The organism is Candidatus Pelagibacter sp. (assembly GCF_052048095.1).
Classification (GTDB): Bacteria; Pseudomonadota; Alphaproteobacteria; order Pelagibacterales; family Pelagibacteraceae; genus Pelagibacter.
Genome location: NZ_JBNAKG010000001.1, coordinates 101,455 through 116,834, shown reverse-complemented (window position 1 = coordinate 116,834; position 15,380 = coordinate 101,455). Strand labels below are relative to the sequence as shown.

16 protein-coding genes are annotated in these 15,380 nt (G+C 28.4%); 8 read left to right on the top strand and 8 right to left on the bottom strand.

Annotated features, from left to right (window positions below; all coding sequences use genetic code 11):
* The first annotated feature begins 96 nt into the window (after positions 1–96).
* Together ACTT9P_RS00615 and ACTT9P_RS00610 are read left to right on the top strand one after the other, a co-directional pair.
* A complete protein-coding gene (locus tag ACTT9P_RS00615; protein ID WP_440908757.1) occupies positions 97–2,148 on the top strand; it encodes a DNA gyrase subunit B in 2,052 nt (683 codons plus the stop codon).
* The gene (locus ACTT9P_RS00610; protein ID WP_440908756.1) at positions 2,148–3,431 is read left to right on the top strand and encodes an ActS/PrrB/RegB family redox-sensitive histidine kinase; all 1,284 of its coding nucleotides are present in this window, start codon (positions 2,148–2,150) and stop codon (positions 3,429–3,431) included. Before ACTT9P_RS00615 ends, ACTT9P_RS00610 begins: the two co-directional genes overlap by 1 nt.
* On the opposite strand, the gene ACTT9P_RS00605 is transcribed toward ACTT9P_RS00610, so the two are convergent.
* The 3 genes from ACTT9P_RS00605 to ACTT9P_RS00595 are packed head-to-tail and all read right to left on the bottom strand — an operon-like array spanning position 3,428 to position 6,722.
* Complete coding sequence (locus tag ACTT9P_RS00605; protein WP_440908755.1) at positions 3,428–5,230, bottom strand: cobaltochelatase CobT-related protein; 1,803 nt, start codon at positions 5,228–5,230, stop codon at positions 3,428–3,430. The genes ACTT9P_RS00610 and ACTT9P_RS00605 overlap by 4 nt on opposite strands.
* Positions 5,231–6,205, bottom strand: coding sequence for a cobaltochelatase subunit CobS (gene cobS, locus ACTT9P_RS00600; protein WP_440908754.1), 975 nt, complete (start codon positions 6,203–6,205; stop codon positions 5,231–5,233).
* Positions 6,195–6,722 carry a J domain-containing protein gene (locus tag ACTT9P_RS00595; protein ID WP_440908753.1) on the bottom strand — a complete coding sequence of 176 codons (528 nt, stop codon included), beginning with the start codon at positions 6,720–6,722 and terminating at the stop codon, positions 6,195–6,197. Before ACTT9P_RS00595 ends, cobS begins: the two co-directional genes overlap by 11 nt.
* A 15-nt stretch (positions 6,723–6,737) precedes the next feature.
* Here ACTT9P_RS00595 and ACTT9P_RS00590 point away from each other — a divergent pair, with 15 nt between their 5' ends.
* Complete coding sequence (locus tag ACTT9P_RS00590) at positions 6,738–6,998, top strand: BolA/IbaG family iron-sulfur metabolism protein (RefSeq protein WP_440908752.1); 261 nt, start codon at positions 6,738–6,740, stop codon at positions 6,996–6,998.
* Here the strand turns inward: ACTT9P_RS00590 and aroB are convergent.
* Both aroB and ACTT9P_RS00580 read right to left on the bottom strand, forming a co-directional pair.
* Positions 6,987–8,090 (bottom strand): 3-dehydroquinate synthase, encoded by a 1,104-nt coding sequence (aroB, locus tag ACTT9P_RS00585; protein WP_440908751.1) that lies wholly within the window; start codon positions 8,088–8,090, stop codon positions 6,987–6,989. The genes ACTT9P_RS00590 and aroB overlap by 12 nt on opposite strands.
* The gene (locus tag ACTT9P_RS00580; RefSeq protein ID WP_440908750.1) at positions 8,077–8,589 is read right to left on the bottom strand and encodes a shikimate kinase; all 513 of its coding nucleotides are present in this window, start codon (positions 8,587–8,589) and stop codon (positions 8,077–8,079) included. Before ACTT9P_RS00580 ends, aroB begins: the two co-directional genes overlap by 14 nt.
* Before the next feature lie 60 nt (positions 8,590–8,649).
* Here ACTT9P_RS00580 and ACTT9P_RS00575 point away from each other — a divergent pair, with 60 nt between their 5' ends.
* The 5 genes from ACTT9P_RS00575 to truA are packed head-to-tail and all read left to right on the top strand — an operon-like array spanning position 8,650 to position 12,795.
* Complete coding sequence (locus ACTT9P_RS00575) at positions 8,650–8,832, top strand: hypothetical protein (RefSeq protein ID WP_440908749.1); 183 nt, start codon at positions 8,650–8,652, stop codon at positions 8,830–8,832.
* Entirely contained in the window at positions 8,807–10,588 is a 1,782-nt protein-coding gene (locus tag ACTT9P_RS00570; protein ID WP_440908748.1) for a hypothetical protein, read from the top strand. Before ACTT9P_RS00575 ends, ACTT9P_RS00570 begins: the two co-directional genes overlap by 26 nt.
* Before the next feature lie 21 nt (positions 10,589–10,609).
* Complete coding sequence (def, locus tag ACTT9P_RS00565) at positions 10,610–11,128, top strand: peptide deformylase (protein ID WP_440908747.1); 519 nt, start codon at positions 10,610–10,612, stop codon at positions 11,126–11,128.
* Between the two features lie 4 nt (positions 11,129–11,132).
* The gene (fmt, locus tag ACTT9P_RS00560) at positions 11,133–12,062 is read left to right on the top strand and encodes a methionyl-tRNA formyltransferase (RefSeq protein WP_440908746.1); all 930 of its coding nucleotides are present in this window, start codon (positions 11,133–11,135) and stop codon (positions 12,060–12,062) included.
* Positions 12,055–12,795, top strand: a complete 741-nt coding sequence (gene truA / locus ACTT9P_RS00555) for a tRNA pseudouridine(38-40) synthase TruA (RefSeq protein WP_440908745.1) — start codon at positions 12,055–12,057, stop codon at positions 12,793–12,795. The genes fmt and truA overlap by 8 nt, the downstream gene beginning before the upstream one ends.
* On the opposite strand, the gene ACTT9P_RS00550 is transcribed toward truA, so the two are convergent.
* The 3 genes from ACTT9P_RS00550 to dapE are packed head-to-tail and all read right to left on the bottom strand — an operon-like array spanning position 12,769 to position 15,380.
* A complete protein-coding gene (locus tag ACTT9P_RS00550) occupies positions 12,769–13,266 on the bottom strand; it encodes an SET domain-containing protein (protein WP_440908744.1) in 498 nt (165 codons plus the stop codon). The two genes, truA and ACTT9P_RS00550, sit on opposite strands and share 27 nt — an antisense overlap.
* 33 nt (positions 13,267–13,299) lie before the next feature.
* Positions 13,300–14,229: a histone deacetylase family protein gene (locus ACTT9P_RS00545; RefSeq protein ID WP_440908743.1), complete on the bottom strand. Its 930-nt coding sequence runs from the start codon at positions 14,227–14,229 to the stop codon at positions 13,300–13,302.
* Positions 14,226–15,380, bottom strand: a complete 1,155-nt coding sequence (dapE, locus tag ACTT9P_RS00540) for a succinyl-diaminopimelate desuccinylase (protein WP_440908742.1) — start codon at positions 15,378–15,380, stop codon at positions 14,226–14,228. The genes ACTT9P_RS00545 and dapE overlap by 4 nt, the downstream gene beginning before the upstream one ends.

Here is a 15,380-nt window from a genome sequence, read left to right as displayed (position 1 = left end):
ATACAACAATAATTTAACGTTAAATCTTTAAATAAATTTGAAATAAAAAACATATTTTAAATAAAAATGATATAAATTTGTTTTCCATAAAAAAAAATGACAAACAAAAATAACTATCAAGCAGACTCTATTAAAGTTCTAAAAGGTCTTGAAGCTGTAAGAAAAAGACCCGGGATGTATATTGGTGACACCGATGATGGCACTGGTTTGCATCATATGGTCTATGAGGTTGTTGACAACTCAATTGATGAAGCTTTAGCCGGACATTGTAAAAAGATTGAGGTGACACTTAATTCAAATGGAACTGTTACGGTTAAAGATGATGGTAGAGGAATTCCAGTTGATATGCACAGAGGTGAAAAAAAATCAGCCGCAGAAGTTATTATGACACAACTACATGCTGGAGGTAAATTTGATCACGATTCTTATAAAGTTTCAGGTGGATTGCATGGTGTTGGGGTGTCAGTAGTAAATGCTTTGTCAGAAAAATTAGAATTAGAAATTCATAGAGATGGGAAAAAACACTTTATAAAATTTAAAAATGGTGAAGCTGAAGCACCTTTAAAAACAACAGGTAAATCGAAAGACACAGGAACACAAATTACTTTTCTTCCATCAAAGGATATATTTTCATCAATTAAATTTAGTGGAAATATTTTAATCAAAAGAATGAGAGAACTTGCCTTTTTAAATAAAGGAATAAAAATCATTTTTACTGATGCTACTCAAAAAAAAGAGAAGAAGAACGATTTTAAATTTGATGGTGGAGTTTTAGAATTCGTAGATTTTCTTGATGAAAAAAGAGAAAAACTTGAAAACAAAAATGGTAACGAACTATTCAAAAAACCCATATATATCGAAGGAAAAAAGGGAAATATAGAGATTGAATGTTCTCTCAAATGGAATGCTAGTTATTCTGAAGATGTATACCCTTATACCAACAATATTTTTCAAAAAGATGGTGGAACACACTTATTAGGATTTAGAAGCGCATTAACAAGAGTTGTTAATAAGTATGCAAATGAACATAACTTATTAAAAAAGAATAAATTAGCAATTTCAGGCGATGATATCAAAGAAGGTTTGACATGTGTTTTGTCAGCAAAAATTCCAGATCCAAAGTTTTCTTCACAAACAAAAGATAAACTTGTCTCTTCAGAAGTAAGAATGATTGTAGAGACAATTGTTAATGAAAAACTATCAATTTGGTTTGATCAAAATCCGTCAGTAGCTAAAATTATTTTAGCAAAAGTAATTCAAGCGGCACTAGCTAGAGATGTAGCTAGAAAAGCCAGAGAGAATGTAAGACGAAAAGGTGCTCTTGAATTGAGTGGCTTACCAGGAAAGTTAGCAGATTGCCAAATAGGAAAACAAGATGGAACAGAACTTTTTATAGTTGAGGGAGACTCAGCCGGTGGCTCAGCAAAGCAAGGTAGAAACAGATCAAATCAAGCAGTGCTACCTTTAAGAGGAAAAATTTTAAATACATATGTAGAAGAAGTAAATTCAAAAAAAAATGGCAATGGAACTGATCAGAGAACTAAAGCTTTATCAAAAATGATTTCCTCAAATGAAATTTTAACTTTGATAAATGCTCTGGGATTAGATCCAAAATCTCAAGAGATAGATATTAAAGATTTGAGATATGGAAAAATAATTATTATGACCGATGCTGATGTTGATGGATCTCACATTAGAGCACTTCTACTAACTTTTTTTAATAACAAACCATTCAATAAGTTAATTGAAAATGGAAATATATATTTAGCTCAACCTCCTTTATTTAAAATAAATAAAGGGACTAAAGGAATATACATTAAAGATGAAAATGAGTTAGAAAATTACATTATAAATAATAGCAAAGAGCTTAAAAAATTAAAAAAAGGTTCAAAAGATTTTCTTAAAGCTATTGATGAGGAAAAATCAAAAATGAGCATCCAAAGATTCAAAGGACTAGGAGAAATGAATCCAGAAGAACTTTGGAATACTACTTTAAACCCAGAAACAAGAAATTTATTACAAGTCCAATACTCTAAAGACACCAAAAAAGATCAGAGTTTGATCCATACGCTAATGGGTAATGATGTTGCTCTAAGAAAAGATTTTATCACATCAAATGCGATTAATGTGAAAAATCTTGATATTTAGTGAATAATTTTTTTGAAACTTCAAAGTACTTTACATTAAAAAAATCCACTTATGTTTTTTTAAGATGGATAGGTATTATTGGTCAGTTAATTTCAATTAGTTTAGTTTATTTTGTCTTAGAATTTGAATTTAATTATTTTGCTTGTTTTTCAATAATTTTTATTGGAATTTTAAGCAATTTATACCTAGAGCTCATATATAAAAAAGTTCAAATATCAGAACAAAGCTCATTTGTTTTTCTAATGATTGATACAATTCAGTTAAGCACACTTGTTTATTTAACAGGCGGTATTACAAATCCTTTTATAATTTTTTTGCTAATACCAAGTGTTTTTTCTGCTGCCAATTTAGGATTTAGAATAAATTTAAGTATTGTTGTAATTACATCAATAATAATTGTTTTTTTAACTTTTAATTATCAGCCTTTACCCTCGCCATTAAATTACGATAATAATCTCAACCAATATGTATATTTTGCAATACCTATGGCGCTAATTATTGCATTAGTTTTTCTTAATTATTTTGCACTTTCATTTGTAAAAGACTCAAGAATTAGAAAGGAAGCTCTTAATCGTATGGAGGAAGTTATGGCTAAAGAGCATGAACTATTATCTTTAGGGGGTCAAGCCGCTGCCGCTGCCCATTCATTAGGAACACCTTTATCTACGATAAAGCTAATTTCACAAGAATTATCTAAACAATTAAAAAATGATAAAGAAATAAGTAAAGATATTGAATTACTCTCAAGCCAAATACAACGATGTGAAGAGATTCTTAAAAAACTAAGTATTAATCCATCAGAAGAAGTAGAATTTATTGATGATGACTTGAGTATGAGAGATTATTTGTCAGATATTACCAAAAGCTTTGAGGAAGTTGGAGATAGAAAATTTGTATTTAATTTTGATCAAGATTCTGATCCTAAAAAAATTTCAAAATCTATTGAAATAGTTTATGGATTGAAAAATTTTATTGGTAATGCGTATAAATTTTCTAAAGATACAGTATTTATAAATTTAAAAAGTGATAGTCGAATGACTGAAATAACAATTGAGGATGACGGTAATGGGTATCCAAAAGATGTTTTGCCAAAAATTGGAGAGCCATATTTAAAAACATCAAATGTAGAAAACAAAGATAAAGCAGGATTGGGCTTAGGAATATTTATTGGAAAAACGCTTTTAGAAAAAAATTTTGCAAAAATTATTTGTAGAAATTCTAAAACTCGACCTGGAGCTGAAGTTTTAATTAAATGGAAAAATAGAGAACTATTTAATATTTAATGAAATTTTTTTTTGGTTTCAAATAATGTACTTAGCTGAGAAACCATCACATCTCCCAACTCATTAACATCAGTAATTTTAATTGCTTTGTTATAATATCTAGAAACATCATGCCCTATTCCTATTGCTAATATTTCAATATCGGATTTTTCTTCAATGAATTTTACCATTTTCTTTAAATGTTTTTCCAGAAAGTCACCTGAGTTAACTGACAAAGTAGAATCATCAACTGGCGCACCATCTGAAATAACCATTAAAATTTTACGTTCTTCTTTTCTTTTTCTTATTCTATTAAATGCCCATTGAATAGCTTCCCCATCAATATTTTCTTTAAGCAAGCCTTCTTTAAGCATTAACCCAAGATTATTTTTTGCTTGTCGCCAATGTGTATCGCCACCTTTATAAATGATATGTCTTAAATCATTTAATCTTCCTGGTGTTTTTGGTTTTTCTTGTTTGTTCCAAAGCTCTCTACTCTTTCCACCTTTCCAATTTTTTGTGGTAAAACCTAGTATCTCAACTTTTACAGAACATCTTTCCAGAGTTCTTGACAATATATCTGCACATATTGCTGCAATAGTTATAGGTCTTCCTCTCATTGAACCAGAGTTATCAATTAATAAAGTTACTATCGTATCCTTAAATTCTTGATCTTTTTCCTTTTTAAAAGATAAAGAGTTGTAAGGATCCATTATTATCCTTGGTAATTTTGAACTATCTAAAAGTCCTTCTTCTAAATCGAAATCCCAAGCTCGATTTTGTTTAGCCAAAAGTTGTCTTTGTAATTTGTTTGCAAGCTTGGTTATGACATCCTGAAAGCCTATTAACTGCTGATCAAGTGTTCGTCTTAGTTTTGCAGATTCTTCAGCATTTTCCAAGTTTTCAGCTTTAACTACTTCATCGAATTGATTTGTAAAAACTTTGTATTCTAAATTTAAATTCTTTAAATTTGATTTTTGAATTACTTGTTCAGAGCTTTCTTTATCAGAATCAGTATCAACAAGTTGTTCATCCATCTTATATTCATCGATATCATAATCTGAATCTAAACTTGTTTCAGTTTCTTCATCTTTACTTTGTTCTTGTTTGTCTTCACTGTCAGATTCCTCATTTTCGTTTGATGGATTATCTTGTCCATCATCATTATTTTCCTCTTTTTGTTCTTCATTTTCTTCTGTATCAAATATGTCCATGTTCTGTAAAATTTCTGAAAATTTAGACGAATAAACATTCTGATCTTCAAGGTTTTCTTTTAGAAAATGTAAGTGGTCTTTTACAGATTCATCAAAATCTTTTTCCCAAAAATCCAACATTCTACTTGTTAAAGAGTTAAGCTTAATATTATGAAAGTGTTTGAGCATATAAAGCTCAAATGCTTCTGCCACAGAAACATCTTCTTTAGTTTTTAGCTGATCTTTTCTTTTAAGATTTATTACTTGTTCATAATTTTGATTGAGGTTTTTTTCTATACCTTTAAGCATTTTATACCCAAGCTGTTCATATCTTATTTTTTCAGCAATTGTATAAAGTGATTTGCACGAGGAGTTAGATGGTAAATTTTTTTTAAAAACTATATCGTCTGAAAATTTCTTTTTAAGTGCGGTTGAATCTGATTCTGCTCTTAATCTAACAAAATCTCTTGGTCCAGAAAGATTATCAATTTCAAAAAAATCAAATTTCTTTGAACTTTTATTTTTATCAAATTTATTATTTAACTCTAAATCATCCGAAATAACCCTTACAGTTGATGAAAGAGCTTGTTTAAGTTTTTCTTTAAGAGAATTTTCTTTATTGCTCATTTAAATTTGAATATTTAACAAAGACTCAGGCAACTCTTCTCCAAAGCATCTTTGATAATATTCAGCAATAGTATTCTTTTCTAACTCATCACATTTATTTAAAAAAGTAACTCTAAATGCATAACCTGTATCTTTAAAAATTTCTGCATTTTCAGCCCAATGCAATACTGTTCTTGGGCTCATTACTGTTGAAATATCTCCAGCGATAAATCCTTTTCTAGTTAATGATGCAACTTTAATCATATTAGAAACTTTTTCTTTTCCTTTAGCGTTATTTAAATTTTTATTCTTAGCAAGAACGATATCCAGCTCACGTTCTAAACTTAAATAGTTTAAAGTTGTTACAATATTCCATCTATCCATTTGCCCTTGATTTATTTGCTGTGTACCGTGATATAATCCTGTTGTATCACCAAGACCTACGGTGTTAGAAGTTGCAAATAATCTAAAGAATTTGTTTTGTTTAATAACTTTGTTTTTATCTAATAGTGTGAAATTTCCCTCTGCCTCTAGAACTCTTTGAATTACAAACATAACGTCAGGTCTTCCAGCATCATATTCATCAAAGACTAAAGCAACAGGGTTTTGTATAGACCAAGGTAATATACCCTCGTTAAATTGAGTAACTTGTTTACCATCTTTTAACACAATCGCATCTTTTCCGATTAAATCTATTCTACTAACATGACTATCAAGGTTAACTCTAACACAAGGCCAATTTAATCTGGCTGCAATTTGTTCTATGTGAGTTGATTTACCTGTGCCATGATATCCTTGAACTAAAACCCGTTTATTAAAAGCAAAACCTGAAATTAAAGCTAAAGTAGTGTCTTTATCAAACTTATAACTTTTATCTATTTCTGGAACGTATTCAGTTTTTTCTGAAAAAGCATCAACCTCCATATCAGAGTCGATACCAAACGTATTTTTTAATGATAATTTGATGTCAGGTTTTATGTTCAAATTAGGTGTCAATTTTTTCCTTATAAGTGTTTTTTAGCTGAGTATAAGCTAACGTTATTAATTTAAGTTTTTCCTCGTACTTTTTATTGCCCGCATTAATATCAGGGTGAAATTTTTTGACAAGTGATTTGAATTTTTCCTGTATTTTCTGCCATTTTAATCCCACCGAAACACCTAGGACGCTAAAAGCTTTTATGTCTTTATGATCAAATTTGAACTTACTCATATGATTATAATCACTTTTAAATTTATCTTTATCCATTTCATCTTTGAGAGTGTCATTCCATAAAACTTTGAAGAAATTATCTGACGAACTGAAATTTTGAGTAGGTTTATGCCATGTCATATCTGATTTTAAAAAATCCATTATCTGATCATCATTCATACCTGAAAAATAATTCCAATTTTTATTAAACTCTTTTACATGCTCTAGACAAAGCAAACGATATTTTCTGCTATTGTCTTTTTCTACAGGAGCTTTGTAGGCTCCAATTTCTTTACAATTATTCCAGTCACAAATGTTTTTCATGATATAAGTAATGTTATGGATATAAATAATTTAATTTCAATAATAAAAGAAAAAATTTTAGTTGAAATACAATGTGAAGATTTAAAAATTGAAGATAAAAGCTTCTTACACAAAAATCATAAAGGCAATGATGGCTCCAAATTTCATATTAAGCTTACAATAAAGTCTGAGCAACTTAAGCAGTATTCAAAAATTGAGAGCAATAAATTAATTTATAAAACTTTAGATGAAGAAATGAAAAAGTTTATTCATTCTCTTCAAATTTTAATTATTTAATTCTTTATTAAAAAAATTTTTTAATTTATCGACTTTAAATTTATTTTTATGATTTACTTTACCAATTGAGTTTAACAAAATTAAATTAATATCTTTAGACATATTTTTTTTGTCATTTTGCATAAATCTAATTAATTTATTTATATCTCTTTTTTTAAAATATTGTTTTATATTGCTAGGTAAATTCATCTTAGAGTAATGGTTAAGAATTAAATCATAATCATTTTTTTTAAGAATTTTTAATTGCTTGCTAAAATTCAATGCTGAAATCATGCCAAGTAAAACGGCCTCTCCATGATTAAGTTTTTTTGAGTAATTTAGAGAAGCTTCATATGCATGCGCAAAAGTATGCCCAAAATTTAAAATTTTTCTTACACCATTTTCTCTCTCATCTTTCTGCACGACATTTTGTTTTATTTTACAACTTTCTAATATTGCTTTTTCAATAAATGGTGATTTTAACCTAAATATTAAGTTAGCTTTACTGTCGAGAAATTTAAAAAATGATTTGTTTTGAATAATTGAATGTTTCAATATTTCACCATATCCACAAATTAATTCTCTTTTCGGTAATGATCTTAAAAAACTAGTATCACTAATTACTATTTCTGGCTGATAAAAACTACCTACTAAGTTTTTCCCGTAAGCTGTATTAACACCAGTTTTTCCTCCAACTGATGAATCTACTTGGGCAAGTAATGTTGTTGGAATATTTATAAACTTCATTCCTCGTTTGAATAAACTTGCAACAAATCCACCTGTATCACCTGTTATTCCACCGCCAATTGCTATTAAATAATCATTTCTATTAAAGTCTGTTTTTTGTAAAATATCTAAAGTTTGAATTACAGTTTTAAAATTTTTACTTTTCTCGCTTGGATTAAAATAAATAATTTTTGAGTTATTTTTAAATGGCTGAATAATTTCTTTTAATTTTTGTTTGTTTAAGTTTTTATCAATAAAAAAAAGACACTTATTAATAGTAATTTTGTTTTGATTTAAAGTTGCTTTTAAATTATTTGTAATATTATTACCTATAAGAATAGGGTAGTTTTTTGTAGGGGTTTTTATTAATAATCTAAATTTTTTCATTAAGTTTAATCAGTTTGTGTAAAATTTCATCTTTAGTTAAATTATCACATTTAATTTTCAAATCTGCCTTAGAGTAATCTTTTGACCTATCTTTAATAAGTTTTTTTAACTCTTCATCATTAAGTTTTGATGCAATTGGTCTTTTTTTGCTATTTTTTATCCTTTTTATCAAAGTTGTATCATCCCACTTTAACCAGACAGATAAATGATTTTCCAAAATTTCTTTTTGGATGTTTTTATTCAGAAATGCACCGCCACCAAGTGAAACAACGCCCTTATTTTTTGACAAAATTGATATTGACATTTTTTCCTCTAACTTTCTAAAAAAAGTTTCCCCTTTTTTTTCAAAGATATCTTTAATTTTCATTTTCGTTTTGTTTTCAATTTCATTGTCTATATCAAAAAAATTTAAGTTTAATTTTTTTGAAACCAATTTACCTATGGTTGATTTTCCTGATCCCATCATGCCTAAAAAAACAATATTTTTATAAGATTTCATTAAGTTTATTTATTGAAAAAACACAAATATGTCTTATTTTGAAAATAATTCTTAGGATATATGTTATTACAAAAAAAAACAAGATCAGCTAACTTTAATATTGTAAGCATCTTAATAAAGTTATCTATAGTTATACTAATCATTCTGGGTGCTGTTTACTTGTTGAGTGAAATAGATTTTCCATCACCAAAAAAAACAATTGAAAAAATAATTCCTAATGAAAATTTCAAAATTGTTAAATAAGAAAAGTGGTATTTTTTTAATACTATTTTTTTTAATTTCACTTAATGCCAATTCTCAAGACGAACCAGTTGATATATGGAATATCGATAAATCTCAAAATGATGTGTCTCAAGAAAACTTAGAAAGTAACAATGAGATTGTAGAACAAGAGGAGCAAATTACTGAGCAGCAAATACTTAGTACAGATAGTCTCAAGATTGAAAGCGAGATCTTAGAAGAACAGGATTTAAAATCTAATGAGATAAAGATAATCGGTTTATATGATCCAGCAGAAAATGGTCTTACTATGCAAATGTGGCGTAACTCTAATGGTAAAGAGTTAAAAGAAATATTTGCAAGTTTAGATAAAATTAACTTATCGAAAGATGCAAATAACTTAATTGAAATTTCATTGTTAACTAATGCAAATTACCCAAATAAAAATATTTCATCTGAAGAATTTGCAAAATTAAAATCAAACTGGTTGATCAAAAATTCTAATTTAGATTTAATTGAAAATTATTTAATTAGAAATGAATTACTTAATGAAAATCCAGAATTAGTAACTCACTTAATAAATGCACATCTTTCAAAAACTGATTTAGAAAAAGCATGTGAAATTTTTGAAAAGACACAAGCTGCTCCAGAAGATGATTATTTATTTAAATTTAAACTATATTGTCTAATAAATTCAGGTCAATCAGAGCAGGCTCAACTTATTTATGATTTAAGAAAAGAGCTTGGTTTTAAAGATGATTATTTTGAAACAAAAATAAATTTTTTGTTAGGCTTATCTGAAGAGGGTCAAGAAACCGTATCAGAGAATACAATCTTAGATTTTCATTTAGCACATAGAACTAATCCAAATTTTGAGTTCGAGCCTAACGAAACTACACCAAGAATGATTTGGAGTTATTTATCTGCGGCTAATCTTTTAGTAAATGCTGATAAAATTGATATTGCTGATTTAGAAAAAATTTCAGTCATTGAAAATGCTACTCATAATCAAAATTATTTAGAGACAGAATTATTTGAGATATATAAAAAATTTCAATTTAACATTAACCAACTATTAACAATTAAAGATTCTTATAAACTTTTACCAAAACAAGAAGGTAGAGCACTTGTTTATCAAGGAATATTGTTAACAACTGATGTGGAAAAAAAATTAGAACTTTTGAAACTCTTAAAAGATTCTTTAACAGAAGAAAACATTGCTAATGCGTTTGATAAGGAGCTAGATAAATTTTTAGCTCAAATTGATGAAGATGAAGTGCCTTCTAATTTCACTACTTTTTATAGTGCTAACACTAACAAAAACGTAAAAATTGAGGACCTAAGTGTTAAAATAAATAATAAAGTTTTACATCAATCAAAATTAATAAATTATTTTGAGAACGAGTATAAAACTAATGAAATTGAAAAAGATGTTGAGAATTTCCTTAAAAAAATCAAAAAAAACAAAAAATACTTCTTTTCAAAAAAAGATATAATTTTCTTAGAAGCATTGAAATCTGATGGAATAAAAGTTTCAGAAAAATATGACAATTTGTATGAAATAAATGATGATAAGGAAATACCCACAGATATTCAAAATATGATCATCAAAGAAGATATAGGTGGCGCATTATTGAGATTAGCTCAAGTTATTGGTCAAGATAATTTAGAAGAGATAGATGATGATACTATCTACTTCATAATAAGCACTTTAAATAAATTAGATATTGATCCAATTAGAAATAAAATACTTCTTAAAGTTCTACCTTTAAAAGTTTAAAAATTAGACTAAAATAATTTTATGACTGTAAGAACAATTTTGACAGAGCCAAATAAGATTTTACGACAAATATCGCAACCAGTAGATAGTGTTGGTAAAGATGAACAAACACTTATGGATGATATGTTGGAAACAATGTATGCAGCAAATGGTATAGGTCTGGCTGCTATTCAAATAGGAGTTCCAAAAAGAATTATAGTTATGGACATCAGTAAAGATGAAAACAAAAAAGAACCAAGATATTTTGTCAATCCAATAATAAAAAATAAAAATCCAATTAAATCAATTTACGAAGAGGGATGTCTGTCAGTACCAAATCAATTTGCCGAAATAGAAAGACCAAGTAAATGTGATATAGAATTTTTAGATTATAATGGCGAAAAGAAAATTATTAGTGCTGAAGGTTTGTTAGCAACTTGCATTCAACATGAGATGGATCACTTAGAGGGAGTGCTTTTTATTGATTATTTATCTAAATTAAAAAAATCAATGATTTTAAAAAAATTATCTAAATTAAAATCAAACGCTGCTGTTTTATAATTAAATGCCAAAAAGAATAATTTTCATGGGAACACCAATGTTTGCTGTCCCCATATTAAAATCTCTTTATCAAAATGGATATCCTGTAACTTGTGTTTACACTCAACCACCACAAAGATCTAAAAGAGGGCAAAAGGTAAACAAATCTCCTGTTCAAGGAATCGCAGAAACTCTTAATATTGAATACAGGGCGCCCGAAACTTTAAAAGATAATGATGAAGAATTTGAATATATAAAAAATTTACAAGCTGATTTGGCAGTTGTTGTTGCCTATGGCCAAATTATTCCTAAGAGAATTTTAGATTTAACAAAAAAAGGGTTCATAAATATACATGCATCTTTATTACCAAAATGGCGAGGAGCAGCCCCCATACAAAGATCAATAATGAATTTAGAAAAAGAAACAGGAATTAGCATGATGAAAATCAGTGAAGAACTAGACGCGGGAGGAGTTTCTAATCAGTATAAGATAGAGCTCAATGGAGAAAACACTGAGGAGGTATCTGAAAAATTATCCTTTTTAGCTGCGGAAAAGATATTAGATGAAATAGATGACGTTCTTGATGATAAGGCTAATTTTGTAGAACAAAATCATAGTGGTGCAACTTATGCTCCAAAGATTGAAAAATCAGAAGGTCGAATTAATTGGAATGATAGTTCTGATCAAATAATTGGAAAAGTTAATGGTTTATACCCTGTTCCAGGTGCTTGGTTCAATTATGCTGGTGAGCGTTATAAAATTTTAAAAGCAAAGATTGGCAGCGCTGTTGGTAAAGTAGGTGAAGTTACATCTGATGAATTAGAGGTAATTTGTGGTGATAATAAATCTTTAAAAATCCTAGAAATTCAAAGACAGGGTAAAAGAGTGCAATCCATAAATGAATTTATGCTCGGATCTAGAATTAAAAAAGGAATAATTCTGTCGAATGATTAGATACCAAATTCTAATCGAATATGTAGGTACAAGTTTCAAAGGTTGGCAAATTCAAAAAAAAGGGAATACCGTTCAAGGATTAATTCAAAAAGAATTATCTAAAATTTTAAAAGAAAAGATAAAAGTTTATGGATCAGGTCGAACAGACTCTGGTGTACATGCTATTGAACAATCTGCTCATTTTGATTGTCATACCGAAATAAAAGATATTAGAAAATTTGTAAATTCTATTAATTTTTTTGTAAATCCCTATGGGGTGACATTGCTTAAATGCATAAAAAAACCACAAAAATTCCATGCAAGATTTTCTGCTAAAAAGAGGCTTTATAAGTATATCATAATCAATAGACCAGGAATGCCTATGATTGAAAAAAATAGATCTTGGTATGTAAGAAAAGAATTAGATATTAAATTGATGAAGAAAGGTGCTGTTAAATTATTAGGTAAAAGAGATTTTTCAACTTTCAGAGCATCAAGTTGCAATGCAAAAAGTCCAATTAGAACAATGGAAAAAGCTACGGTTACCTCAAAAAAAGATAGAATAATTATTAAATTTCAATCACAATCTTTTTTACAGCAACAAGTAAGATCAATGGTAGGTTGCTTAAAATATCTTGGTGAAAAAAAGTGGTCGTTAGATCAATTTGCCAAAGTTATAAAATCTAAGAATAGAAGAATGTGTGCTCCACCTGCGCCCGCAGCTGGATTATTTCTTGAGAGAGTTTTTTATTAGATTTTTTTTATTACTCATTGCAAATTTTTTATTTACTCTCCATCTAGACTCTGCTCTTAATATGTAACCACAACAGTTTTTAGATTTACACTTACATGGAAATTGTTTGTAATTTTCATCATAGCCAAATCCATAATCACATGTAAATTCTTCACCCTTTTTAATATCTCTTATTGATTTAACCCAAATTTTGAGACCCTTACCATCATAGTCACAATTATTATCACACGAGTGATTAATCAATCTTGCAGTGTTCCACGGGAAATCTCCATCTAAGTCATATTTTTTATTAATAGTGAATAAGTATATTGGTTTACTATTGTCGTATTTATCAGACTCTTCAGTTTGTTTTTTTGTGATTAGTTTACCGTTATAATTAATTATCTTAGTTCCAGCCTTAATATCTCTAGTTGCATAAAGACCTCTACCTTTTTTATCAATGTCTGATTTTTTAATTTTATAAAGTTTCATTTTAAAGCTTCTTTATTATGAAATTCAAATTTATCAATTAAATTCTATCAAAGCATCAACATGTCTTTTAGTGGAATCTTTTAAGGCATTAAGATCGTAACCACCCTCTAAAATTGAAACTACTTTTCCATCACAATATTCTTTTGCAAGTTGTAAGGTTCTTTGAGTAATTTTATAAAAATCTTCTGTTTCCAATTTTAATTGTGCGAGGGGATCATCTTTGTGGGCATCAAAACCAGCTGAGCAAAGTATAAAATCTGGTTTAAATTCTTTGAGTTTTTTCAAAACATGTTCGTATGCATTTAAGTATTGCTCAGAAGTTGTCCCGGCCTCTAAAGGGACATTAAAAATATTGTTATGTTTGCCTTTTTCTATTTCAGAACCTGATCCTGGATAATATGGAAATTGATGAGTAGATATATATAGAACTTTTTCATTATCATAAAATATATCTTGAGTTCCATTTCCATGATGAACATCAAAGTCAATTATTGCTATTTTTTTATACTTAAATTTTTCTATCAAATAAGTAGCTCCTACAGCCACGTTGTTGTAAATACAAAAACCCATTGCTTTTTCTTTCTCTGCATGATGTCCAGGAGGTCTTACTGCGCAAAAAGCATTTTTGTATTTTTTTTCAATTACACCATCTATGGCTGTTATAATTGAACCAACTGCATCAACTGTTGCATCCTTACTTCCTGGTGAAACAATTGTATCCCCATCTAAAAAATCCAAACCTTTTGCTGGAAAAGAATTGTTAACGAAATCAATATAATTTGAGGAATGAGTTGTCTTTAAAAGCTGATGATCAAATTTTTGAGGCGTTTGCCAAATTAGATTTTTATCATTTATTTTTTTAAAGTTTTCTATGACAATAGAAACTCTATCTACTTTTTCAGGATGACCATTGCCAGTATCATGATCTTGATAAGTATTTGTCGTTATTAGCCCAGTTTTCAATTGAAATACTTCTTAAGTATATTTTGATAAATTTGTGTAAGCTTTTTTAAGTCAGTGAGTGAAACAGCTTCATCAATTTTGTGCATAGTTTTTCCTACTAATCCAAATTCTAAACAAGGACTAATTTTTCTAATAAATCTAGCATCAGAAGTACCACCGGTTGTTGATAGTTTTGGATTAATTTTTGTAATTTTTTTAATTACATCCCTAACCATATAGGTAGTAGAATTTGGTTTAGATAAAAAAGCTTCACCTGAAACTCTATAATTCATTTCAAACTTTACTTTATCCTTTGAGGTAACTTTTTTGATGATTTTATTTAATTTAGTCTTAATTGAATTTGATGAATGCTTATTATTAAATCTTACATTAAAAGTTCCTGAAGCTAATGCAGGAATTACATTATCAGCATTGTTATCGATATTAATTCTAGTTATTTCTAAATTTGAAGGTTGAAAATCTTTAGTTCCTTTGTCTAATTTAATTTTTTTAAATTCATTGAAAATTTTAATTAGTGTTGTTACCGGATTTTTTGCTCTATGTGGATATGCAACATGACCTTGAACACCATTAATCGTCAGCTTACCATTCATACTGCCACGTCTTCCGATTTTAATCATCTCACCTAATTTACTTGGATTAGTTGGCTCACCAACGATACAAAAATCAATTTTTTCTTTTTTCTTCTTTAAATACTCAACAACTTTTTTTGTACCGTTAATTGCAACACCTTCCTCATCACCTGTGATTAATAAGCTAATTGAACCATTAGGTTTATTTTCAGATATATATTTGCTGACAGCAGAAACAAAAGCTGCAATCGAACTTTTCATATCGTTTGCACCTCTTCCAATCAAATGACCTTTTTTAATTGCAGGTTTAAAAGGTTTGATTGTCCAATCCTTAATATTTCCTGGAGGCACAACATCTAAATGACCAGCAAAACATAAGTTAGGACCTTTCGTTCCTAATCTTGCGTACAAGTTTTTTACAGGTTTTGTATTTTTTTCTGCAAATGTTAAAACTTTAGTTTTAAAGCCCAATGACTTAAGCTTTTTTTCCAAATGACCCATTACACCCGCATCAGTCGGAGTTATAGACGGGAACTTAATTAGCTCTTTAGCTAACTGAAGTTCATTAATTGTTTTCAT